Consider the following 23,118-nt stretch of genomic DNA (forward strand, 5'->3'; position numbering starts at 1 on the left):
CAGGTGGTGGCCAACGCGAAGGCGCTGGCGGCGGCGCTGCTGGAGCGGGGCTTCGACCTGGTCTCCGGCGGTACCGACAACCACCTGATCCTGGCATCGGCCTGGTAGCAGTCAGGCCCGGCTCGGGAGAGCCGTTCGCGGGGGCCCCGGGGGCCCGTCCTCACTGGCGCGGCGGCAGCTTCGGCCGCCGCCGGTCGGGTACGTCGCTGTAGCCGGGGGGCGCCGAGGCCGGCCGCCGCTCCAGCAGTTCCAGCGCCAGGTGCACCGCGTCGTCGAGCTGGGCGTGCCGGCCCTCGGCCCAGTCCAGCGGGGTGCGCTCTATCTCCAGGTCCGGCTCCACGCCGTGGTTCTCCACGGACCAGCCGTACTCGTCGAACCAGGCGGCGTTCATCGGCACGGTGATCACCGTGCCGTCGCCGAGGGTGTGCCGGCCGGTCATGCCGACCACCCCGCCCCAGGTCCGCTGGCCGACCACCGGGCCCAGCCCCAGCAGCCGGAAGGCCGCGGTGATCATGTCGCCGTCCGAGGAGGTCGCCTCGTCGGCCAGCGCCACCACCGGTCCGCGCGGCGAGTTGGAGGCGTAGGAGACGGCCTGGGCGTTGCGGGTCAGGTCCCAGCCCAGGATCCGCCGGGTCAGCTTCTCGACCACCAGCTCGCTGATGTGCCCGCCGGCGTTGCCCCGGACGTCCACGATCAGCGCCGGCCGGGAGACCTCCAGCCGCAGGTCGCGGTTGAACTGCGCCCAGCCCGAGCCGCCCATGTCGGGGATGTGCAGGTAGCCGCACTTGCCGCCGCTGACCTCGCGGACCACCGCGCGGCGCTTGGCCACCCAGTCCTGGTAGCGCAGCGGCCGTTCGTCGATCAGCGGCACGATCGCCACCCGGCGGGAGCGGCCCTCGCCCTGGGCGGGCTCGAAGGTGAGCTCCACGGTGGTGCCGCCGGCCGCCGCCAGCAGCGGGTAGGGGCCGGCGACCGGGTCCACCGCCCGCCCGTCGACGTGGGTGAGCACCGCGCCGTCCCGGATGCCGGTGCCGGCCAGCGGGGAGCGGGCCTTGGAGTCGGAGGACTCGCCCGGCAGGATCCGCCGGACCGTCCACGCGCCGTCCCGGCAGACCAGGTTGGCGCCCAGCAGCCCCATGGCCCGCTGGTAGTGCGGGGGGCCTTCGTTGCGCCGGGCGGGGGAGACGTAGGCGTGCGAGGTGCCGAGCTCGCCCAGGAGTTCGCGCAGCAGGTCGGCGAACTCGTCCGGGGAGGCGACGCGTTCCACCAGCGGCCGGTACTGGGTCAGCACCGCGTCCCAGTCGATGCCGCACATCTTCGGGTCCCAGAAGTACGCCCGGATGATCCGCCCGGCCTCCTCGTACGCCTGCCGCCACTCGGCCGCCGGGTCGACCTCGTGCAGGATGCGCCGCAGGTCCAGGTAGACCGTGGAGTCCCCGTCGCCCGACTCGGTGGCGGGCACCGCCCGCAGCTCGGCGTCGTCGACCACCACCAGCCGGCTGCCGTCCCCGCTGACCGCGAACCAGTCGAGGTCCCCGACCAGTTCGGCCTTGCGGGCCTTGGTGATGTCGAAGTGCTCCAGGCTGGGCTTGCCGGAGGTGTCCGCCGGGTTGGCGAAGGTCTCGCCCAGGGCGCCCGAGATGGGCCAGCGCAGCCAGACCAGCCCGCCGCCGCTGACCGGGTACAGGGCCGAGTACTTGGAGGCGGCCACCGGGAAGGGGGTGACGCGGTTCTCCAGCCCCTCGACCTCCACGGTCACCGCGCCCTCGGCGGCGCCCTCGGTGTCCGCCGGGTCCAGCCCGCCCGCCGCCGGCCGGCCGTCGGGCAGCAGCGCGAAGGGCGAGGGGGTGGCCGAGGAGAGCGGCACCAGGTACGGGCGGCAGCCGAGCGGGAAGGACAGGTCGCCGGTGTGCACGTCGTACACCGGGTCGAAGCCGCGCCAGGAGAGGAAGGCCAGGTAGCGGCCGTCCCGGGTGAAGACCGGGTTCTCGTCCTCGAAGCGGCCGTTGGTGACGTCCACGATCACCCGGGCGCCGGGGCCCGCGATCCGCGCCATCTTGATCTGCCGCAGCGAGCGCCCGATGCCCGGGTGCGACCAGGTCAGCCAGGTCCCGTCGGGGGAGAAGGCGAGGTCGCGCACCGGGCCGTTGGTGGACCGGATCAGCTCGCTGACCCCGCCGGTCGAGTCCTCGGTGGCGTCGATCAGCAGCAGCCGGCCGTCGTCGGAGGCGACGGCCAGCCGCTCGCCGTCGGGGTCGGAGAGCAGTTCCTGGACCCGGCCGAGCTCGCCGGAGGCCAGCCGGCGCGGCTCCCGGTCGCCGCTGGCCCGGGGCAGGTAGGCGATCTCGATCGCGTCCTCGCCCTCGGCGTCGGTCACGTACGCGACCTGCCCGCCCGAGCCCAGCATCTCGGGCAGCCGCACCCGCACGCCGGGGGTGTCGGCGATGGTGCGGGCCGGCCCGTCGCGGTGGGTGAGCCAGTAGAGCGAGCCGCGCACCACCACGGCGCTGGCCCGGCCGGTGGCGTCCACCGAGAGGGAGTCGACGTGGGCGGCGGCGGAGACCGAGTACGTCCGCCGGCCGGTGCGCGAGCCGCCCAGCCGGACGGCCAGCTTCCGGGGCTCGGCGTCCGGCCCCAGGGAGTCCACCAGCCACAGCTCGCCCGCGCACTGGTAGACCACCCGCCGCCCGTCGCTGGCGGCGTGCCGGGCGTAGAACTCGTCGTGGTCGGTGTGCCGGCGCAGGTCGGTGCCGTCGGGCCGGCAGGAGTAGAGGTTCCCGATGCCCTCGTGGTCGGAGAGGAAGGCGATCCGGCCGGCGACCACCATCGGGCTCTCCAGGTGCCCGCCGATGTCCGGCAGCAGCCGCTGTCCGTGCAGCCACAGCCGGCCGGTCGCGCCGCCGCGGTAGCGCTTCCAGGCGGCCGGTTCGTGCGGCGGCTTGCCGGTGAGGAGGAGGGTGCGCCGCTCGCCGTCGAGCTCGGCGGTGGCCAGGTCGGAGACCGGCCCCCAGGGCAGCCGCTTCCCGGGGGTGCCGTCGGTGGACTGGGTGTAGGCCCAGGAGTAGTACGAGAAGGGCTGGCCGTGCGAGGAGACCGCCAGGATGTCGCTGCGGCCGTCCTGGTCCGGCGGGGTCCAGCCGCAGACGCGGGTGTCGGTGGAGCCCCAGTAGCTCAGCCGGCGGGCCGGGCCGCCGTCCACCGGTGCGAGGTGGATCTCGGGGTCGAGGCTGCGCCAGGTGGTGAAGGCGATCTGGCGGCCGTCCGGGGAGAACCGCGGGTGGCCGACCCGGGTGCGGTCGACCGTGAGCCGCCAGGCGCGGCCCGGGCTCTCCCCCTCGGGGACCAGCGGGGCGATCCAGAGATCGTCCTCGGCTGCGAAGCACAGCAGGTCGTCGTGCAGGTGCGGGAACCGGAGGTACGCGAGGTCGTGGCTCACCCCCCAATGCTTTCCGCGCGGGAGGGGCCCGGCAACTCGTACGGATGAACGCATGAGCGCGCGGGCCGGCGCACTGGAGGCGCACGGCAGCGGCGGTCGGGGCGTGACCGAGGCCACCTCGCAAACGAAACGGAACGGTTTCGTTCTCTGGAGGGGCCGGGGTATCGTCTTAGCGGTACGAAACAGTTTCGTTCGGATGGAGTCGGGAAGATGGCCGACACGGGCGCCGCACGGCGCAGCCGGATCACCCCGGAGCGGGAGGCCGAGCTGCACGAGGCCGTACTCGAACTCCTGCGCGAGGTCGGTTACGAGGCGCTGACCATGGACGCCGTCGCCAGCCGGACGAAATCCAGCAAGGCCACCCTCTACCGCCAGTGGGGGAGCAAGCCCGAACTGGTCGCGAAGGCGCTGCGCTGCACCCAGCCCGTCTCCCTGCGGGAGATCGACACGGGCACGCTGCGCGGGGACTTCGCGGTGATGGTCGCGAACTCCGACGACGCGCAGATGGCGAAGGACACCGCGCTGATGCGGGGCCTGGCCCATGCGGTGCACACCAGCCCCGAGCTCCACAGGGCGCTCCGGGAACTGCTCATGGAGCCCGAGATCACCGGCCTGAACGCCATGCTCGGGCGGGCCGTGGACCGGGGCGAGGTGAGCGCCGGCTGTCCCGCGCTGAAGTTCGTGCCGCACATGCTCATCGGGGCCTTCATCGCCCTGCCGCTGATGGAGGACCGCACTCCGGACCAGGCCTTCCTCTCGGACTTCATCGACTCCGTGGTCTTCCCCGCCCTCGGCGTCTGAACCCGCGGGCGCCCCCGGCGCCCGCACCGCTCCACAGGACCACCTGACACGCCGCTCTCGTCGTCGGGCCGGCTTCCGCATGCCCTGATCCACACCACGACCTGAACGGGAGACCCACCTCGTGGCGACCTTCCTCTACCGACTCGGCAGGGGCGCCTTCAAGCGCCGACGCCTCGTCGCCCTCGTCTGGGTGGCGCTGCTGGTGCTCGCCGGTTTCGGCGCGTCCTCGGCCGCGGCCCCCACCTCCGGCTCCTTCTCCATACCCGGCACGGAGGCCCAGAAGGCCTTCGACCTGCTGGAACAGCGCTTCCCGGGCTCCCGGGCGGACGGCGCCACCGCGCGCGTCGTCTTCAAGGCCCCCGCGGGCAAGAAGATCACCGACCCGGCCGAGAAGGCCGCGGTCGAGAAGGTGGTCGCCGACCTGAAGTCCGGCTCGGGCCAGGTCGAGCGCGTGGTGGACCCCTACGAGGGCGACGCCGTCAGCCACGACGGCAAGACCGCCTACGCGCAGGTCACCTACAAGGTCAGCGGGATGGAGCTGACCGACGAGACCCGTGACGCGCTCAAGGAGTCGCCGAAGGACGCCCAGGCCGCCGGCCTGAAGGTCGAGATCGGCGGCGACGCGCTCATGGCCGTGCCGGAGAACGGCGCGGGCGAGGCCATCGGCGTGCTGATCGCCGGCATCGTGCTGGTCATCACCTTCGGCTCGCTGATCGCGGCCGGTCTGCCGCTGCTGACCGCGCTGCTCGGCGTCGGCATCGGCGTCTCGACCATCACGGCCCTGGCCAACGTCCTGGACCTGGGCTCCACCACCTCCACGCTCGCGATGATGATCGGCCTCGCGGTCGGCATCGACTACGCGCTCTTCATCGTCTCCCGCTACCGCGCGGAGCTGGCGGAGGGCCGGGAGCGCGAGGAGGCCGCCGGCCGGGCCGTCGGCACCGCGGGCTCCGCGGTGGTCTTCGCCGGTCTGACCGTGGTGATCGCCCTGGCGGGCCTGGCCGTGGTCAACATCCCGATGCTCAGCAAGATGGGCTTCGCCGCCGCCGGCACCGTGGTCATCGCGGTCCTGGTCGCGCTCACCCTGATCCCCGCGCTGCTCGGCTTCGCCGGCCGCCGGGTGCTGCCGATCGGCTCCAAGAGCAAGCTCTTCGGCGGCGGCCGGGCCAAGGCCTCCGACGCGGTCGACAAGCCCAACATGGGCACCCGCTGGGCCAGCTTCGTGCTGCGCCGCCCGGTGATGGTCCTGCTGGTCGGCGTCCTCGGCCTCGGCGCTATCGCGCTGCCGGCCGCCAAGCTGGAGATGGGCCTGCCGGACGACGGCGCCCAGCCGGTCAGCACCACCCAGCGCCAGGCCTACGACATGCTCTCCGACGGCTTCGGCCCGGGCTTCAACGGCCCGCTGCTGGTGGTCGTGGACGGCGACAAGGCCGCCGCGGACCACGCGGTCGACCAGATCAAGGGCATGAAGGGGGTCGTCGCGGTCACCCCGCCGACCCTCAACAAGGCCGGCGACACCGCGATGATCACCGTGATCCCCAAGGACCGGCCCTCCTCGGAGGCCACCGAGAACCTGGTCCACGAGATCCGCGCGAAGAGCTCCGACGACGTCCTGGTCACCGGCCAGACCGCGATGAACATCGACTTCTCGCAGAAGATGAACGACGCGCTGGTGCCCTACCTGGCGCTGGTGGTCGGCCTCGCCTTCCTGCTGCTGATGATCGTCTTCCGCTCGGTGCTGGTGCCGCTCAAGGCCGCCCTCGGCTTCCTGCTCTCGGTGGTCGCGGCGCTCGGCGCGGTGGTCGCGGTCTTCCAGTGGGGCTGGCTGGCCTCGCTCTTCGGGGTCGAGCAGACCGGCCCGATCATGAGCATGATGCCGATCTTCATGGTGGGCGTGGTCTTCGGCCTCGCGATGGACTACGAGGTCTTCCTGGTCACCCGCATGCGTGAGGCGTACGTCCACGGCGAGCGCCCGGGCCAGGCCATCACCACCGGCTTCCGGCACGGCGCCCGGGTGGTCGTGGCCGCCGCCGTGATCATGATCGCGGTCTTCTCCGGCTTCATCGGCTCCAGCGAGCAGATGGTCAAGATGATCGGCTTCGGCCTGGCGATCGCGGTGCTCTTCGACGCCTTCGTGGTCCGCATGGCGATCGTCCCGGCCGTGCTCGCGCTGCTCGGCCACCGCGCCTGGTGGCTGCCGGCGTGGCTGGACAAGCTGCTGCCCAACGTCGACGTCGAGGGCGAGGGGCTGCGCAAGCACCTCGGCGACGCCGGCGAGGCCGACCCGGACCAGGAGCGGGAGCTGGTCCGCGTCTGATCAGCCGGTCACCGCGCAACGGACGGCCCGGTCGCACCATCGAGGTGCGGCCGGGCCGTTCGCGCATACGCGGGGCGGGGCGAGGTGCCGGCCGTGGCGGGCGAGGCGGCGTGCGCCCGGCGCAGGAAGCGGCGCAGCGCCGAGGTGTCGAACTGCACCACGGCGACCCCGTCGGGGGAGTGGAACTCGACCACCGTCTGCACCCGCCCGCACGGCCAGACCCGGACGTCGCCGGTGCCGGTGGGGGACTGGATGCCGGTCTCCAGGGTGGTCCGGGAGAGCACCCACTCGTTCTCGGTACCCTCCGGCGAGACGCCGGCCGGGAAGACGATCCGTACGGCCAGCGGTTCGGCGGGGGCGAACCGCAGCGCGACCGGGATCGCGCGGTAGAGGGGGTCGTCGGTGACGACCCGGCCGCGGACACGCTCTTCGATCGGCGAACTCACAGTCCCGGCTCCTCACGACGCGACAGGCGGACACCTTCTTCAAATGTCGCATATGTCCGATGTAAAGGTGCGGGGTGCGAAGTGCGCCCCCTCCGGGCGCTTTCTTGAACCGCGGACGCTCTTGCCACCTGTTTGCAGGTAGGTCCTATCATCAAGCGTTTGCCCAGTCCGGCCGAGAACGCCGGCCGGAGCCGAGGCCACAGCAAGAAGCGGAGCACCCATGCACGTCCCCGACGGATTCATCAACGCACCCGTCTCGGTGGCCGCCGGAGTGGTGGCCGCCGGAGCCGTGGCCGTCAGCCTGCGCGGGGCCCGGCGGGAGCTGGCCGACAGCACCGGCCTGCCCGACGCGGCCGGCCGCACCGCACCGCTGGCCGGCCTGGTGGCCGCCTTCATCTTCGCGGTGCAGATGCTCAACTTCCCGGTCGCCGCCGGTACCAGCGGACACCTGCTGGGCGGCGCCCTGGCCGCGATACTCGTCGGCCCCTGCACCGGCATCCTGTGCGTCGCGGTGGTCCTGCTGATGCAGGGCGTGCTCTTCGCCGACGGCGGCCTGACCGCTCTGGGCGTCAACATCTCCACCATGGGCGTGGTGACCGTCCTGGTCTCCTACGCGATCTTCCGGGGCCTGGTGAAGGTGCTGCCGCGCAGCCGCCGCTCGGTCACCGTCGCCGCCTTCACCGGCGCGCTGGTCTCGGTGCCGGCCGCCGCCGGATTCTTCACCCTGCTCTACGCCATCGGCGGGACCACCGACGTCCCGGTGGGCAAGGTGCTCACCGCCATGGTCGGCGTGCACGTCCTGATCGGCATCGGCGAGGCCTTCATCACCTCCCTGACCGTGGGCGCCGTCCTCGCCGTCCGGCCCGACCTGGTCTACGGCGCCCGGGGCCTGTCCGTGCCGCTCAAGCTCCGGGTCGGCGGCGCGCTGGTCGACGCGCCCGCCGCCGCGCCGGCCGCGGTGCCCGCCGCCGCCCGCTCCACCCGCAGGGTGTGGGCCACCGGCCTGGTCACCGCCCTGGCCCTGGCCGGCTTCGTCTCGTACTACGCCTCCTCGAGCCCGGACGGCCTGGAGAAGGTCGCCGCCGACAAGGGAATTGACCGGCACGTCGAGCCGCACGCCGCCAAGGACTCCCCGCTCGCCGACTACGGCGTCAAGGACATCGCCGATGCCCGCCTCTCCGGCGGCCTGGCCGGTGTGATCGGCGTCGGCGCCACCGTCACCGTCGGCAGCGGCGTCTTCTGGGCGCTGCGCCGCCGCCGTCCCGAGGACGCCGGCACCCCCCGGACGGCCGACGCCCCGACGGCGGCCTGACCGTGGGCGCGGGCCACGCCCACAAGCTCTTCCGGCACGGCCACTCACCGGTCCACCACCTGCCGCCGCACTGCAAGCTGGCCGCGGTCTTCTGCTTCGTCGTGGTGGTCGTCGCCACCCCCCGCGAGGCCGTCTGGGCCTTCGCCCTGTACGCCCTGCTGCTCGCGGGGGTGGCCGCGACGGCCCGCGTCCCGGCCGGCTTCATCGGCCGCCGGATGCTGATCGAGGTGCCGTTCGTCCTCTTCGCCGTCCTGATGCCCTTCGTCGCCCAGGGCGAGCGGGTCGAGGTGCTGGGCACCTCGCTGAGCATCTCCGGCCTCTGGGGCGCCTGGAACGTCCTGGCCAAGGGCACCCTCGGGGTCGCCGCCTCGGTCCTGCTGGCCGCCACCACCGAACTGCGCGAACTGCTCCTGGGCCTCCAGCGGCTCAAGCTGCCACCGCTGCTGGTCCAGATCGCGAGCTTCATGATCCGGTACGGCGACGTCATCAGCGACGAGCTGCGCCGGATGTCCGTGGCCCGCCGCTCCCGCGGCTTCGAGGCCAGCGGCGTACGGCACTGGGGCGTGCTGGCCAAGACCGCGGGCGCCCTCTTCATCCGCTCCTACGAGCGGGGCGAGCGGGTGCACCTGGCCATGGTCAGCCGGGGCTACACCGGGACCATGCCGGTGATCGACGACCTCGCCGCCTCGCGCACCCAGTGGGCGTACGCGGCCGCACTGCCGGCGGCGGCCCTCGCCGTCTGCCTGACCGGATGGATGACCCTGTGACCGACCGGACCGCCGCCACGGAAGCCCCCTCCCTCGAGGTCGCCGGGCTCGCCTTCGCCTACCCCGACGGCCACCAGGCCCTCTTCGGCGTGGACCTGACCGTCCACCGGGGCGAGCGGGTCGCGCTGCTCGGCCCCAACGGCGCCGGGAAGACCACCCTCGTCCTGCACCTCAACGGCATCCTCGGCGGCGGCGTGGGCACCGTCACCGTCGCCGGGCTGCCGGTCGCCAAGCGGCACCTCGCCGAGATCCGCCGCCGGGTCGGGATCGTCTTCCAGGACCCCGACGACCAGCTCTTCATGCCCACCGTCCGCGAGGACGTGGCCTTCGGCCCGGCCGCGGCCGGGCTGCGCGGCGCGGAGCTGGACGCCCGGGTGCACCGGGCGCTGGAGCAGGTCGGCATGGCGGAGTTCGCCGACCGGCCGCCGCACCACCTCTCCTTCGGGCAGCGCCGCCGGGTGGCCGTGGCCACCGTGCTCGTCATGGAGCCCGAGATCCTGGTGCTGGACGAGCCCTCCTCCAACCTGGACCCGGCCTCCCGGCGCGAGCTCGCCGACATCCTGCGCTCGCTGGACGTCACCGTGCTGATGGTCACCCACGACCTGCCGTACGCCCTGGAGCTCTGCCCCCGCTCGGTGGTGCTCAGCGAGGGCGTCATCACCGCCGACGGCCCCACCCGGGACCTGCTCTGCGACGAGGAGACCATGCGGGCGCACCGCCTCGAGCTGCCCTTCGGCTTCGACCCGCGCAGCGTGGCCGTCCCGAGCTAGTCCTGGCGACCCCAGTAGGGGCCGACCCGGAAGCGAGCCGGATCGTTTCACGTTGCACCATGTTGTGTACGGCACCACCGGGGTGCCGGGCACGGACAGCAGGGAGCCGGACGTGGACGTCCAGGGCGGCGTGGCGGCGGGATACGAGCCCGTCAGGGACGCCTTCGTACGCAACTTCACCGAGCGGGGCGACCGCGGCGCGGCGGTGGCGGTCTACCGCGACGGCCGCAAGGTCGTCGACCTGTGGGGCGGCCTCCGGGACGCCGACGGCGGCCCCGGCTCGGCACCCTGGGAGGAGGACACCGCACAGGTCCTCCGCTCGGGCACCAAGGGCGCGGCCGCGGCCGTCCCGCTGCTGCTGCACCAGCGCGGCCTGCTCGACCTGGACGCGCCGGTGGGCACGTACTGGCCGGAGTTCAAGGCGGGCGGCAAGGAGCGGGCGCTGGTCCGCCACCTGCTCTCGCACCAGGCGGGCGTGCCGGCCCTGGACACCCCCCTGACCCCGGCACAGGCCGAGGACGGGCACTCCGGGCCCCGGGCGGTCGCGGAGCAGAGCGCCCGGTGGGAACCGGGCACCGACCACGGCTACCACGCGCAGACCTTCAGCTGGCTGCTCGGCGAGCTGGTCCGGCGGGTCACCGGCCGCACCCTCGGCCGCTGGTTCGCCGAGGAGGTCGCCGGCCCGCTCGGCCTGGACCTGTGGATCGGGCTGCCCCCGGAGCTGACCCACCGGGTCGGCCGGGTCGCCGCCGTCACGCCCCCGCCGCCCGCCGCCGGCGCCCTCAAGCTGCGCCCCCGGCGCACGGTGACCGCCGCCTACGCGGACCCGGACTCGCTGACCCGGCGGGCCTTCGGGGCCATCGACCCGCTGCCCGACGAGAACGACCCCGGCTTCCGGGCCGCCGAGCTGCCGGCCTCCAACGGCATCGCCACCGCCCGGGGCCTGGCCCGCTTCTACGCCGCCACCATCGGGGAGACCGAGGGCGCCGGCCGGCTCTTCGCCCCCGCGACCACGGCGCTGGCCCGTACCGAGGAGGCGGCTGGGCCGGACCGGGTGCTCGTGGTGAACACCCGCTTCGGCCCCGGGTACATGCTGCACGGCCCGGCCTCGCCGCTGTACTCCCCGGCCTCGTACGGCCACCCGGGCCGCGGCGGCTCCCTCGGCTTCGCCGACCCGGAGGCGGGTCTGGGCTTCGGCTACGTGACCAACAGCCACGCCGGCTCGGTGACCGCCGACCCCCGGGCCCAGGCCCTGATAGCCGCCCTGCGGACGGTGGCCTGAGGCCCGGGCCGGCCGGACGAGCGGGATCAGTCCGCGGAGAGGACCGAGGCGACCAGGGGGCCGGCGGCGTCCGCGCCGTGGCCGCCGCCCGCGACGTAGGCCGCCGCGACCAGGTCACCGCGCCAGGCGGTGAACCAGCTGTCCGGGTTGGCCGCGCCGTCCACCTCCGCCGAGCCGGTCTTGGCGCCCTTGTCCCGGCCCGGTACCGAGGCCATCGCGCCGGCGGCCGTCCCGCTCGCCGCCGTCCGCCGCATCATCTGCCGCAGCTGCGCCGAGACCGAGGGCTTCATGGCCCGCTCGGCCGTGGCGACCGTACGGTGGTCCACCTCCGGGGAGACCACCACCGGCTGCCGGAAGGCACCCGTCTTGGCGGTGGCCGTGATGGAGGCGACGGTCATGGCGTTCATCCGGACCCGGCCCTGGCCGATGTACTCGGCCGCCGCCTCGGCGCCGGTCGCCGCCGGCACGTCCCCGTCGAAGGTCGGCACGCCCGTCTGCCAGTCCAGCCCCAGGCCGAAGACCTCACGGGCCTCGTCGGCCAGCGCCGACTCGTCGTCCACCTTCTTGATCTGCTTGATGAAGGCCGTGTTGCAGGAGCGCGCGAAGCTGTCGGCGAAGGGCCGCCCGGCCGAGGAGAACCCGCCCTGGTTCCGGAAGGACTTCCCGTACCAGGACACCGACTCCGGGCACTCGGCGGTCCTGTCGGCGGCCACCACGCCCCGGTCCAGCAGCATCGCCGCCGTCACGATCTTCAGCGTGGAGCCGGAGGCCGTGGTGCCGAGCAGCGCCGCGTCGAAGCCGTCCCCGCGGTGGTTCGCCACCGCCAGCACCTCGCCCGTGCTGGGCCGCAGCGCCACCACCGAGGACTCCGGGTGCCGGGCCACCGCCCGCTCGGCCGCCGCCTGCACCCCCGCGTCCAGCAGCGTCCGGACCTGCCCCGGTACGCCCGGGTCGACGGTCAGCAGGGTCCGCCGGGGCCCGTCCGCCAGCGCCGACTCGATCCACAGCTCGGCGCCGCCCCTGCCGCCGGCCCCCGCGTACTTGCTGCGCAGACCGTCCAGGAGGGGCCGCAGCGACGGGTACTTCTCGCCGCTCAGCACCTTCCCGTGCCGGTCCACCGCCACCACCGGCGGCTGCTCGGGCTCGCCCGTGCGCAGCTTCTCCCCGGCCTGTAGCTGCGGGTGGATCACCGACGGCACCCAGTCCACCAGCGGGTCCCCGCTGGTGAGCCCGCGCACCACGGACAGCGCCGAGGAGTACTGCAGCGGCTTGGTCTTCCCCTGGTACGAGACCTCGGCGCGCACGGTGAACGGCACCCGGTCGTTCACCACCGGGCCCGGGGTGATCACCGCCTTGGTGATGTGCGCCCGGTCGCGGTACTCCGCCACCGCGGTCTGCGCGGCCTCCGGGTTGTTCGTCAGACCGGCGGCCGCGCGCTGGTCCCCCGCGGCCCAGGCGGCGAGGAAGTCCTTCGCCGTCCGCGCCGCCTCCTCGGCGCTCGGCGGACCCGTCGGATGGTCCGCCCCCACCGGCGCCAGCAGGCTGTACACCCCCAGCCCCGCTCCGCCCGCCATGGCCAGGAACACCCCGCCCACGATCGAGGCCTTGACCCCACCCCTCATCACGAACCCCTCCCCAGAGATTTTTGAACGTGATCAAAATAGCGGAGGGGGGTCGCGGTGTCCTGAGTATTCCTACTCAGGACGCGCGGCTCAGACCCAGGTGTCGAACCACATCCGGTTGCGCCAGGAGTCCAGGGGGATGCTCTGACCTGTGTAGATCGGATAGAAGTAGATGAAGTTCCACACGATCAGCAGGACCAGGACGCCCGCGCCGACCGCGCCGACGGTGCGGCGGCGTTCGGTGGCGTGGGCGGGGCCCAGGAGGGCGCCGATCATCATGGCCACCGCCAGGCACAGGTACGGGACGAAGACCACCGCGTAGAAGTAGAAGATGGTCCGCTCCTGGTAGTTGAACCAGGGCAGGTAGCCGGCCGCCACCCCGCAGGCGATCGCGCCGGCCCGCCAGTCGCGGCGGAAGAACCAGCGGTAGAGCACGTACAGCAGGGCGAAGCAGGCGCTCCACCACAGCAGCGGGGTGCCCAGGGCCAGCACCTCGCGGGCGCACTTGCCCGCCGTCGAGGCCGGGCAGCCGTCGGCGCCCGGGGCCGGGGACTCGTAGAAGTAGGAGACCGGCCGGCCCAGGACCAGCCAGCTCCACGGGTTCGACTCGTAGGTGTGGCCGGCCGTGAGGTTGACGTGGAACTTGTAGACCTCGGTCTCGTAGTGCCACAGGCTGGTCAGCCAGTCCGGCAGCCAGGACACCCCGCCCTGCTTGGCCGACCAGTCGCGGAAGTAGCCGCCGCTGCCGTCGTCCGGGCTGAGGATCCAGCCGGTCCAGGAGGCGAGGTAGACGCCCAGCGAGACCGGGACGGTGGAGAGGAAGGCCGGGAACGCGTCCCGCTTGAGCATCGCCACCCAGGGGGCGCCCGCGCCCGCCACCCGGCGCGCCGAGACGTCCCAGACCACCGTCAGGATGCCGAAGAACGCCAGCACCACCAGGCCGTTCCACTTGGTGCCGAAGGCCAGGCCCAGGCAGACGCCCGCCACCAGCCGCCAGGGCCGCCGGCCCAGCCGCAGGGTCTCGGCCACCACCGAGTCCGGCCGGGCCCGGCCGTCCTCGTCCAGCGGCAGCGCCGCCGCCAGCCGGGCCCGCGCCTTGTCCCGGTCGATCAGCAGCGCCCCGAAGGCCGCCAGCACGAAGAACATCAGGACCAGGTCGAGCAGGGCCGTCCGGCTCATGACCAGGTGCAGCCCGTCCACCGCCATCAGCAGCCCCGCCAGGCAGCCCAGGAAGGTGGACCGGAAGAGCCGCCGCCCGATCCGGCAGAGCATCAGCACCGACACCGTGCCCAGCAGCGCGGTCATGAAGCGCCAGCCGAAGGGCGTCAGGCCGAACATCCACTCGCCCAGGCCGATCACCCACTTGCCCACCGGCGGGTGCACCACGTACCCCGGGTCCAGCGGCAGCGCGAGGCCGGACGGGTCGCGGATGATCGACTTGTCGATCTCCTTGGGCCAACTGGCCTCGTACCCCTGCTTGATGGTCGCCCAGGCATCCTTGGCGTAATACGTCTCGTCGAATATCACCGCCTTGGGGCTGCCCAGGTGCACGAACCGCACCACCCCCGCGACCAGCGCCACCAGCAGCGGGCCGGCCCAGGCCAGCAGCCGCCCGGCGCGCTCCCCGCCCGCCGCGGAGATCCCGAGCGAGGCCCAGAGCCGAGGAGAGGCCTGCGCGTAGGGGGGCACCAGCCGGTCGCGTACGTCCACCAGCGCGGACGGCGCGGGCACGTAGCCGAACCGGCGCAGCCGGTCCAGCCGGCTCTCGGGTCCGGTGGGGTCAGCCGGGCCGGGCGGGGCCCCCGCGGGGCTGGGCTGGGGCGTCGCGGTACTGGTCACCGGGTCATCGTAGGGAACACATCTGTGTGAGACCCCTGTTCCGGGCTGCGAGGATGGAGGGGTGACAGATCAGCAGCCCCAGCCCAGCCGTCCCCAGCCGAACTCCGCCGGGGTGCTCGTGCTCGCCGGCACGCCCATCGGCGACATCGCCGACGCGCCGCCGCGGCTGGCCGCCGAGCTCCAGGGCGCCGACGTGATCGCCGCCGAGGACACCCGGCGGCTGCGCGGACTGACCCGGGCGCTGGGCATCCACACCTCCGGACGCGTCGTCTCCTACTTCGAGGGCAACGAGTCCGCCCGCACCCCCGAGCTGGTCGAGGCGCTGGAAGGCGGCGCGCGGGTGCTGCTGGTGACCGACGCGGGGATGCCCTCGGTCTCCGACCCCGGCTACCGGCTGGTCGCGGCCGCGGTGGAGCAGGACATCAAGGTGACGGCCGTGCCGGGGCCCTCCGCGGTGCTGACCGCGCTGGCGCTGTCCGGACTGCCGGTGGACCGCTTCTGCTTCGAGGGCTTCCTGCCCCGCAAGGCCGGCGAGCGGCTGGGCCGGCTGCGCGAGGTGGCCGAGGAGCGCCGCACCCTCGTCTACTTCGAGGCCCCGCACCGGCTGGACGACACCCTCGCCGCGATGGCCGAGGTCTTCGGCGCCGAGCGCCGGGCCGCCGTCTGCCGCGAGCTGACCAAGACGTACGAGGAGGTCAAGCGCGGCCCGCTGGCGGAGCTCGCGGCCTGGGCGGCCGAGGGGGTCCGCGGCGAGATCACCGTCGTCGTCGAGGGCGCCCCCGAGACCGGACCGGCCGAGCTGGACGCCGCGGAGCTGGTGCGCCGGGTGCAGGTGCGCGAGGAGGCGGGGGAGCGCCGCAAGGAGGCGATCGCGGCCGTGGCGGTGGAAGCAGGGCTACCCAAGCGCGAGGTGTTCGACGCGGTCGTGGCGGCAAAGAATGCGGCTCAGAAGGTGCCGTAAGACGGTAAAGGACTAACCTGAAAAGCAAAGATTAGGCCGCGCACCGGGCACTTTGGGCATGTACTGCCCAAAGTCCGTCCATAAGTCGACAGGGCCTGATGCGCTCCCGCCGGAAGAGGCGTCCACTGGCTAGTGCCACCAGCGGAACCAGAGGAGCTGGCATGAGTGAGATCGCAGACACCCCCGTCCCCGCAGCGGCCCCGGTCACGGCCGCCCGTCCCGTGGACACCGGCATAGCCACGGTCCGCGAGGCCTATTCGTTCGCGTGCATGAAGTGCGGGTACGGCTGGGAGCAGTCGTACGAGATCGAGCACCACGTGGACGGCAAGGGCCAGCCCTTCATCATCTACACGGTCCAGGGGGAGCGCGTCCCGTCGCCGCTGTCCAACCCGACCTGCATGAACTGTGGCGGACACGTGGTGCGGATCATGCGGGAGGGTCAGGTCTCCTCGGTGCTCGGCATGCTCGACCAGCTCTACCACCACCGCCGGATCGCGCCCGGGATCGCCGGCCCGGTGCCCGCGACCGTCGACGAGCACGAGCGCGAACGGCTCGCCCGCCGGGACCGGACGCCCCGGCAGGCCCGCGGCGGCACCGCGCACCCGGCACCCGGACCGGTGCCGGTGACCGAGGAGGACCGCGGTGCGGGCGGCGGCTGGCTGGCCCGCCTCATGAGGCGGTTCCGTTCCTCATAAGATCGTCCGTATGAGCCCGAAGGACGCCCCGCCGCCGCTGCCCGAGCCGCTCCGCGTGGCGGTCGCCGATTCGCACACCCACCTGGACATGCAGGAGGGCACGGTCGAGGAAGGCCTGCGCAAGGCCGCCTCGGTCGGTGTCACCACCGTCGTCCAGGTGGGCTGCGACGTGAAGGGCTCCCAGTGGGCGGCCGACACCGCCGCGCAGTACGACGCCGTCCACGCGGCGGTCGCCCTGCACCCGAACGAGGCGCCCCGGATCGTGCTGGGGGACCCCGACGGCTGGTCCCGGCAGGGCGCCCGGGTGCCCGGCGGCGAGCCGGCCCTCGACGAGGCGCTGGCCGAGATCGACCGGCTGGCCGCGCTCCCGCACGTCAAGGCCGTGGGCGAGACCGGTCTCGACTACTTCCGCACCGGCCCCGACGGCATGGCCGCGCAGGAGCGCTCCTTCCGCGCCCACATCGAGATCGCCAAGCGGCGGGGCAAGGCCCTGGTCATCCACGACCGGGAGGCGCACGCGGACGTGTTGCGCATCCTGCGGGAGGAGGGCGCGCCCGAGCGCACCGTCTTCCACTGCTACTCGGGCGACGCCGAGATGGCGAAGGAGTGCGCCGAGGCCGGCTACTTCATGTCCTTCGCGGGCAACATGACCTTCAAGAACGCCCAGCACCTGCGCGACGCCCTGGCCGTCGCCCCGCTGGAGCTGGTCCTGGTGGAGACCGACGCGCCCTTCCTGACGCCCGCGCCGTACCGCGGACGGCCCAACGCCCCCTATCTCATTCCGGTCACGGTCCGGGCGATGGCCGCGGTCCGCGGCATCACCGAGGACGCGATGGCCGAGGCACTGGCCGCCAACACCGCCCGCGCCTTCGCCTACTGAAACGCGCGTTCGGCACTCTCCGTGGTCGTGCCGCTTTGGTGAGTGACGGTCGCTCCGCTAGTGTCCCGTGCCCGTCCCCAGGCGGGGGGCCAGGACCGGTGGGAGCGCGTCGTGACCGATGGGCAGGGCAGTCGTCGAGCCCGGGCGGTGCCGTCCGCGGGCTACCCCGACGTGGCGGGCCCGCCGCCGGACGCCCGGTACCCGGCACCCACCGCGGCCGACTGGCTCGCCACCGGCCCGGGGCCGGCCGAGGGGGTCGTCCCCGCACCCGCTCCGGGCGACTGGACCGACTGGCCGGGCGTCGCGAGCGCACCCGCCGGCGGCCACCCGGGACCGGGGTCCGGCCTGCCTGAGCCCGGCGGGCCGCCGCCGTCGGTCGCGGACCGGCTCGCCACCGCCGCCGACTGGCTCGCCCCGGCGGGACCGCCGCCCGCGAGCGGGTACCCGGCCGGGGCCGACTGGCTCGCCTCCGCGGAACCCCTGCCGCCGGGCAGCTACCCCGGCCCCCCGGACCCGCAGCCCGGGGCGGCCGACTGGCTCGCCACGGCGGAGCCGCTGCCCGACGGGCGCTACCCGGGCCCCGCGGACGCGGCCCGGCTCGCCGAGGCCGACACCCTGCCCGCCGCCTACCCCCCGGGGGCCGACCCGTACGAGGCCGCCCTCGCCCCCGGCAGCGGCCGCCGCCGGCGCACCGCGGAGGTGCCCGCCCCGCGCACCGAACCCGACCGGCGGGCCGCCCGCCGCCGCAGGTCCGGCCGCGCCGACGTCCCGCCGCAGGCCGCCCCCGCCGAGCCATCCCCCGGGGCTGCCCCGCCCGCCCGGCCCGGCCCCGGCCGACGGGCCGCCGCCCGCCGCGGCAAGGCCTCCGGAGCGGGTACCGGCACCCGGCGAGCACCGGAGAACCCCGGGGCCGGGGCACCCGGCGCCCCGCGCGGCCGGCGGGCTGACCGGACGGCGGGGCCGGACGGCACCCGGGGCCGCCGGGCCGGCGCGGGCGCCGAGGCCACGGCCCCCGGCGGCGCGCCGCCCGCGGGCGCCCGGTCGAGACGGGCCGCCGGCCCCAAGGGCCCCGGCACCTGGCGCCGGCTGGTCCCGCAGGCCCTCGTCGTCGCCTTCCTCGCCGGCGGCACCTCCGCCTTCGTGGCCAGCGACAAGGCCGTCCGGCTCACCGTCGACGGCGTCCCGCGCACCATGCACACCTTCGCCGACGACGTCACCGAACTCCTCGGCCAGCAGGGCGTCGGCGTCGGCGAGCACGACCTGGTCGCCCCCGCCCCCGGCAGCCCCCTCGCCGACGGCGACGAGGTGGTCGTCCGGTACGGGCGGCCCGTCGTCCTCACCCTCGACGGCACCCGCCGCCGGGTGTGGACCACCGCCGGTACCGTCGAGGCGGCCCTGCGCCAGCTCGGCGTGCGCGCCGAGGGCGCCTACCTCTCCGCCTCCCGCAGCACCCCCATCACCCGCCGCGGGATGAGCCTGAGCGTGCGCACCGAGCGCAGCGTCACCTTCCTCGCCGACGGCCGCGAGCGGACCGTCCGCACCAACGCCGCCACCGTCCGCGAGGCCCTGGACCAGGCCGGCATCTCCCTCCAGGGCCAGGACACCACCTCCGTCCCGCCGGGCTCCTTCCCCCGCGACGGCCAGACCGTCACCGTGCTGCGCATCACCGGCACCCGGGAGGTCCGCGAGGAGCTCATCCCGTACCGCACCGAGAAGGTCACCGACGACGAGCTCTTCGCCGGCACCGAGGTGGTCGAGCGGACCGGCAAACAGGGCGCCCGCCGGGTCACCTACGCCCTGCGGACCGTCAACGGCGTCCGCCAGCGGCCCCGCCGGATCGCCGAGGAGGTGGTGCGCGAGCCGGTCACCCAGCGGATCCGGGTCGGCACCCGGCCGCTGCCCACCTCGGTGGCCGGCGCCGACGGGCTGGACTGGGGCTCCCTGGCGCACTGCGAGTCCGGCGGCCGCCCCGGCGCGGTCGACGGCTCGGGCACGTACGGGGGGCTCTACCAGTTCGACGTACAGACCTGGCAGTCCCTCGGCGGCAGCGGCCGCCCGCAGGACGCCAGCGGCTCCGAGCAGACCTACCGGGCCAAGAAGCTCTACGTGCAGCGGGGGGCGAGTCCGTGGCCCCACTGCGGCCGTAGGCTTTACCGGTGAGCACCCCTGAACAGCACGACAGCAACGACGCCCTCCTCGGACCCGCCGACATCCGCGAACTGGCCGCGGTCCTGGGCGTCCGCCCGACGAAGCAGAAGGGCCAGAACTTCGTCATCGACGCCAACACCGTGCGCCGGATCGTCCGCACCGCGGAGGTCCGGCCCGAGGACACGGTCGTCGAGGTCGGACCGGGCCTGGGGTCGCTGACGCTGGCCCTGCTGGAGGCCGCGGACCACGTCACCGCCGTGGAGATCGACGACGTCCTGGCCGCCGCCCTGCCCGCCACCATCGAGGCCCGGCTGCCGGCCAAGGCCGCCCGCTTCGCGCTGGTGCACTCCGACGCGATGCTCGTCCAGGAACTGCCCGGACCGGCCCCCACCGCGCTGGTCGCCAACCTGCCGTACAACGTCGCGGTACCCGTGCTGCTGCACATGCTCGACCGCTTCCCGAGCATCGAGCGCACCCTCGTCATGGTCCAGGCGGAGGTCGCCGACCGGCTCGCCGCCCGCCCCGGCAACAAGGTCTACGGCGTGCCCTCCGTCAAGGCCAACTGGTACTGCGAGGTGAAGCGGGCCGGCGCCATCGGCCGCAACGTCTTCTGGCCCGCGCCCAACGTCGACTCCGGGCTGGTCTCCCTCGTCAAGCGCGCCGAGCCGGTGAAGACCACCGCCACCAAGCGGGAGGTCTTCGCCGTGGTCGACGCGGCCTTCGCGCAGCGCCGCAAGACCCTGCGCGCCGCCCTCGCCGGCTGGGCCGGCTCCGCCGCCGGCGCCGAGCAGGCCCTGGTCGCCGCCGGGATCTCCCCGCAGGCTCGAGGGGAGTCCCTTACGGTCGAGGAGTTCGCCCGGATCGCCGAGCACAAGCCCGCCCCCCAGGAGGCCGCCCTGTGAGCGTCGCGCAACCCGCCGCGGGCCCCGTCACCGTACGGGTCCCCGCCAAGGTCAACGTCCAGCTGGCGGTGGGTGCCGCCCGCCCCGACGGCTTCCACGACCTGGCCAACGTCTTCCTCGCGGTCTCCCTGTACGACCAGGTGACCGCCACCCCGGCCGAGGAGCTGACCGTCACCTGCAGCGGCCCGGACGCCGCCCAGGTGCCGCTGGACCGCACCAACCTCGCCGCCCGCGCCGCCGAACTCCTCGGCGCCCGGTACGGCATCGAGCCCCGGGTCCACCTGCACATCGCCAAGGACATCCCGGTCGCCGGCGGCATGGCCGGCGGCAGCGCCGACGGCGCCGCCGCCCTGCTGGCCTGCGACGCCCTCTGGGGCACCGGCGCCTCCCGCGCGGAACTCCTGGAGATCTGCGCCGAACTGGGCAGCGACGTGCCCTTCAGCCTGGTCGGCGGGGCCGCGCTCGGCACCGGCCGGGGCGAGGTGCTGACCCCGCTGGAGACCGGCGGCACCTTCCACTGGGTCTTCGCCATGGCCGACGGCGGCCTGTCCACCCCGGCCGTCTTCCGCGAGTTCGACCGGCTGGCCGAGGGGCGCGAGATCCCGGTGCCCGCCGCCCACCCCGGCCTGCCGGCCGCCCTGGCCGCGGGCGACGCCGATGCGCTGGCCGCCGTCCTGGCCAACGACCTGCAGGCCGCGGCCGTCTCGCTGCGGCCGCAGCTCGCGGACACCCTCGACGCCGGGCTCGGCGCGGGCGCCCTGGCCGCCCTGGTCTCCGGCTCCGGCCCGACCACGGCCTTCCTGACCGCCGACGCGGAGTCCGCCGACAAGGTCGCCGCCGCCCTCCTCGCCTCCGGCACCTGCCGCACCGCCCGCACCGCCACCTCCCCCTCCCCGGGCGCCACCGTCGTCTCCTGACCCCGCTGGGCCGGCCGCACCACCCCCACCCGCCCCCGGGGCGGGACCGGTGGGTGGGACGGAGCGGGCGGGCGGGTCGCAGCGGGTTAGGCTGAGGGGCTGATCGATCCCCTTCCCTGGAGCGCGTGGATGGCCGTCAACCTGGTCAATGTCGAGGCAGTCAGCAAGGTGTACGGAACCCGCACCCTGCTCGACGGCATCTCCCTCGGCGTGTCCGAAGGGGATCGGATCGGGGTAGTCGGCCGCAACGGAGACGGCAAGACCACCCTCATCCGCATGCTCGCCCAGCTGGAGGAGCCCGACACCGGCCGGGTCACCCACAGCGGCGGCCTCCGGATGGGCGTGCTCACCCAGCACGACTCCCTCGACCCCAAGGCGACCATCCGCCACGAGATCGTGGGCGACCTCGCCGACCACGAATGGGCCGGCGACGCCAAGGTCCGCGACGTGCTCACCGGCCTCTTCGGCGGCCTGGACCTGCCCGGCTTCGGCCAGGGCCTGGACACCGTCATCGGCCCCCTCTCCGGTGGCGAGCGGCGCCGCATCGCGCTCGCCAAGCTGCTCATCGCCGAGCAGGAGCTCCTGGTCCTCGACGAGCCCACCAACCACCTCGACGTCGAGGGCATCTCGTGGCTGGCCGGCCACCTCCAGACCCGCCGCTCGGCCCTCGTCTGCGTCACCCACGACCGCTGGTTCCTCGACCAGGTCTGCACCCGCATGTGGGACGTGCAGCGCGGTGACGTCCACGAGTACGAGGGCGGCTACAGCGACTACGTCTTCGCCCGCGCCGAGCGCGACCGGATCGCCGCCACCGAGGAGAGCAAGCGGCAGAACCTGATGCGCAAGGAGCTGGCCTGGCTGCGCCGCGGCGCCCCGGCCCGCACCTCCAAGCCGCGCTTCCGCATCGAGGCCGCCAACGCCCTCATCGCCGACGTGCCGCCGCCCCGCGACACCAGCGAGCTGATGCGGTTCGCCAACTCCCGCCTCGGCAAGACCGTCTTCGAGCTGGAGGACGTCTCCGTCGAGGCCGGCCCGAAGCTGCTGCTCAAGCACCTCACCTGGCACCTCGGCCCCGGCGACCGGATCGGCCTGGTCGGCGTCAACGGCGCCGGCAAGACCTCGCTGCTGCGCGCCCTGGCCGAGGCCGCCCGCACCCAGGGCGAGACCCAGCCCGCGGCCGGCACCATCACCGTCGGCAAGACCGTCAAGCTGGCCTACCTCTCTCAGGAGGTCGGCGAACTCGACCCGTCCCTGCGGGTCCTGGAGGCCGTCCAGCGGGTCCGCGACCGGGTCGACCTGGGCAAGGGCCGCGAGATGACCGCCGGCCAGCTCTGCGAGCAGTTCGGCTTCACCAAGGAGAAGCAGTGGACGCCGGTCGGCGACCTCTCCGGCGGCGAGCGCCGCCGGCTGCAGATCCTGCGCCTGCTGATGGACGAGCCCAACGTCCTCTTCCTCGACGAGCCCACCAACGACCTCGACATCGAGACCCTGACCCAGCTCGAGGACCTGCTCGACGGCTGGCCCGGCTCGATGATCGTGATCTCCCACGACCGGTTCTTCATCGAGCGCACCACCGACACGGTGATGGCCCTGCTCGGCGACGCCGCCCTGCGGATGCTGCCGCGCGGCCTGGACGAGTACCTGGAGCGCCGGGCCAGGATGATCGAGGCCGCCGCCCCGGCGCCGGCCCCGGCCGCCGCGGCGAAGGACAAGCCGGCCGGCGACAGCCGCGCCCAGAAGAAGGAACTGCAGAAGATCGAGCGCCAGCTCAACAAGATCTCGGACCGCGAGACCAACCTGCACGCCCAGATCGCCGACCACGCCACCGACTTCGAGAAGGTCGCCAAGCTCGACGCGGAGCTCCGTGAACTGATCGCGGAGCGCGACGAGTTGGAGATGAAGTGGCTGGAGCTCGCCGAGGACGTCTGACCGGCGGCTTCCGGCCGCGTCCGATAACGGCCGTGTCACGGGCCGGTTCGCCCTTTGGTACAGGGGCTGAACCGGCCCGTTCGGTGTCTCGAAC

At 74.0% G+C, this 23,118-nt stretch carries 16 protein-coding genes and 2 pseudogenes; 14 read left to right on the forward strand and 4 right to left on the reverse strand.

Annotation, left to right across the window (positions count from 1 at the left end; genetic code table 11):
- A pseudogene (locus tag AB0O40_RS22640) lies at window positions 1-93 on the forward strand (hypothetical protein); the annotation flags it as partial.
- 67 nt (window positions 94-160) lie between these two features.
- Here AB0O40_RS22640 and AB0O40_RS22645 read toward each other — a convergent pair.
- On the reverse strand, window positions 161-3,436 hold the full coding sequence (locus tag AB0O40_RS22645) for a S41 family peptidase (protein ID WP_365044532.1): 3,276 nt from the start codon (window positions 3,434-3,436) through the stop codon (window positions 161-163).
- Window positions 3,437-3,646: 210 nt separating this feature from the next.
- On the opposite strand from AB0O40_RS22645, the gene AB0O40_RS22650 reads away from it, so the two are divergent.
- The gene (locus AB0O40_RS22650) at window positions 3,647-4,237 is read left to right on the forward strand and encodes a TetR/AcrR family transcriptional regulator (protein WP_365044535.1); all 591 of its coding nucleotides are present in this window, start codon (window positions 3,647-3,649) and stop codon (window positions 4,235-4,237) included.
- A gap of 121 nt (window positions 4,238-4,358) precedes the next feature.
- Window positions 4,359-6,554, forward strand: a complete 2,196-nt coding sequence (locus AB0O40_RS22655; RefSeq protein ID WP_365044538.1) for an MMPL family transporter — start codon at window positions 4,359-4,361, stop codon at window positions 6,552-6,554.
- A gap of 8 nt (window positions 6,555-6,562) precedes the next feature.
- On the opposite strand, the gene AB0O40_RS22660 is transcribed toward AB0O40_RS22655, so the two are convergent.
- Complete coding sequence (locus tag AB0O40_RS22660; protein ID WP_365044541.1) at window positions 6,563-7,000, reverse strand: SsgA family sporulation/cell division regulator; 438 nt, start codon at window positions 6,998-7,000, stop codon at window positions 6,563-6,565.
- A 220-nt stretch (window positions 7,001-7,220) separates the two neighbouring features.
- Between AB0O40_RS22660 and AB0O40_RS22665 the strand changes: the two genes are divergently transcribed.
- From AB0O40_RS22665 to AB0O40_RS22680, 4 genes are all read left to right on the forward strand, one after another.
- Window positions 7,221-8,312, forward strand: a complete 1,092-nt coding sequence (locus AB0O40_RS22665; RefSeq protein ID WP_365044544.1) for an energy-coupling factor ABC transporter permease — start codon at window positions 7,221-7,223, stop codon at window positions 8,310-8,312.
- Window positions 8,313-8,314: 2 nt separating this feature from the next.
- On the forward strand, window positions 8,315-9,079 hold the full coding sequence (gene cbiQ, locus AB0O40_RS22670; protein ID WP_365044547.1) for a cobalt ECF transporter T component CbiQ: 765 nt from the start codon (window positions 8,315-8,317) through the stop codon (window positions 9,077-9,079).
- Window positions 9,064-9,849, forward strand: coding sequence for an ABC transporter ATP-binding protein (locus AB0O40_RS22675; protein WP_365044550.1), 786 nt, complete (start codon window positions 9,064-9,066; stop codon window positions 9,847-9,849). The genes cbiQ and AB0O40_RS22675 overlap by 16 nt, the downstream gene beginning before the upstream one ends.
- A 112-nt stretch (window positions 9,850-9,961) precedes the next feature.
- A complete protein-coding gene (locus AB0O40_RS22680; protein ID WP_365044629.1) occupies window positions 9,962-11,131 on the forward strand; it encodes a serine hydrolase domain-containing protein in 1,170 nt (389 codons plus the stop codon).
- Window positions 11,132-11,157: 26 nt separating this feature from the next.
- Here AB0O40_RS22680 and AB0O40_RS22685 read toward each other — a convergent pair whose 3' ends face one another.
- Window positions 11,158-12,753: a penicillin-binding transpeptidase domain-containing protein gene (locus tag AB0O40_RS22685; protein ID WP_365044553.1), complete on the reverse strand. Its 1,596-nt coding sequence runs from the start codon at window positions 12,751-12,753 to the stop codon at window positions 11,158-11,160.
- 90 nt (window positions 12,754-12,843) lie between these two features.
- Window positions 12,844-14,511, reverse strand: a complete 1,668-nt coding sequence (locus AB0O40_RS22690; protein WP_365044631.1) for a phospholipid carrier-dependent glycosyltransferase — start codon at window positions 14,509-14,511, stop codon at window positions 12,844-12,846.
- 142 nt (window positions 14,512-14,653) lie between these two features.
- Here AB0O40_RS22690 and rsmI point away from each other — a divergent pair, with 142 nt between their 5' ends.
- From rsmI to AB0O40_RS22725, 7 genes and pseudogenes are all read left to right on the forward strand, one after another.
- The gene (rsmI, locus tag AB0O40_RS22695; protein ID WP_365044556.1) at window positions 14,654-15,553 is read left to right on the forward strand and encodes a 16S rRNA (cytidine(1402)-2'-O)-methyltransferase; all 900 of its coding nucleotides are present in this window, start codon (window positions 14,654-14,656) and stop codon (window positions 15,551-15,553) included.
- A gap of 269 nt (window positions 15,554-15,822) precedes the next feature.
- A complete protein-coding gene (locus tag AB0O40_RS22700) occupies window positions 15,823-16,248 on the forward strand; it encodes a hypothetical protein (protein ID WP_365044634.1) in 426 nt (141 codons plus the stop codon).
- A gap of 10 nt (window positions 16,249-16,258) precedes the next feature.
- Window positions 16,259-17,128: a TatD family hydrolase gene (locus tag AB0O40_RS22705; protein WP_365044559.1), complete on the forward strand. Its 870-nt coding sequence runs from the start codon at window positions 16,259-16,261 to the stop codon at window positions 17,126-17,128.
- Window positions 17,129-18,208: 1,080 nt separating this feature from the next.
- Window positions 18,209-19,288 (forward strand): annotated as a pseudogene (locus AB0O40_RS22710) (ubiquitin-like domain-containing protein); the annotation flags it as partial.
- A complete protein-coding gene (gene rsmA / locus AB0O40_RS22715; protein ID WP_365044562.1) occupies window positions 19,285-20,178 on the forward strand; it encodes a 16S rRNA (adenine(1518)-N(6)/adenine(1519)-N(6))-dimethyltransferase RsmA in 894 nt (297 codons plus the stop codon). The pseudogene AB0O40_RS22710 and the gene rsmA, both read left to right, overlap by 4 nt.
- Window positions 20,175-21,095, forward strand: a complete 921-nt coding sequence (locus AB0O40_RS22720; protein WP_365044565.1) for a 4-(cytidine 5'-diphospho)-2-C-methyl-D-erythritol kinase — start codon at window positions 20,175-20,177, stop codon at window positions 21,093-21,095. The genes rsmA and AB0O40_RS22720 overlap by 4 nt, the downstream gene beginning before the upstream one ends.
- A gap of 129 nt (window positions 21,096-21,224) precedes the next feature.
- On the forward strand, window positions 21,225-23,024 hold the full coding sequence (locus tag AB0O40_RS22725; protein ID WP_365044568.1) for an ABC-F family ATP-binding cassette domain-containing protein: 1,800 nt from the start codon (window positions 21,225-21,227) through the stop codon (window positions 23,022-23,024).
- Window positions 23,025-23,118: the final 94 nt, after the last annotated feature.

The organism is Streptomyces sp. NPDC089919, from assembly GCF_040684615.1.
Lineage (GTDB): Bacteria > Actinomycetota > Actinomycetes > Streptomycetales > Streptomycetaceae > Streptomyces.

Excerpts from the sequence above, each read along its gene's own strand:
- AB0O40_RS22650 (WP_365044535.1), top strand. The coding sequence starts at position 3,647 with ATGGCCGACACGGGCGCCGCACGGCGCAGCCGGATCACCCCGGAGCGG.
- AB0O40_RS22665 (WP_365044544.1), top strand. The coding sequence starts at position 7,221 with ATGCACGTCCCCGACGGATTCATCAACGCACCCGTCTCGGTGGCCGCC.
- AB0O40_RS22675 (WP_365044550.1), top strand. The coding sequence starts at position 9,064 with ATGGATGACCCTGTGACCGACCGGACCGCCGCCACGGAAGCCCCCTCC.
- AB0O40_RS22685 (WP_365044553.1), bottom strand. The coding sequence starts at position 12,753 with ATGAGGGGTGGGGTCAAGGCCTCGATCGTGGGCGGGGTGTTCCTGGCC.
- AB0O40_RS22700 (WP_365044634.1), top strand. The coding sequence starts at position 15,823 with ATGAAGTGCGGGTACGGCTGGGAGCAGTCGTACGAGATCGAGCACCAC.
- AB0O40_RS22705 (WP_365044559.1), top strand. The coding sequence starts at position 16,259 with ATGAGCCCGAAGGACGCCCCGCCGCCGCTGCCCGAGCCGCTCCGCGTG.
- AB0O40_RS22725 (WP_365044568.1), top strand. The coding sequence starts at position 21,225 with ATGGCCGTCAACCTGGTCAATGTCGAGGCAGTCAGCAAGGTGTACGGA.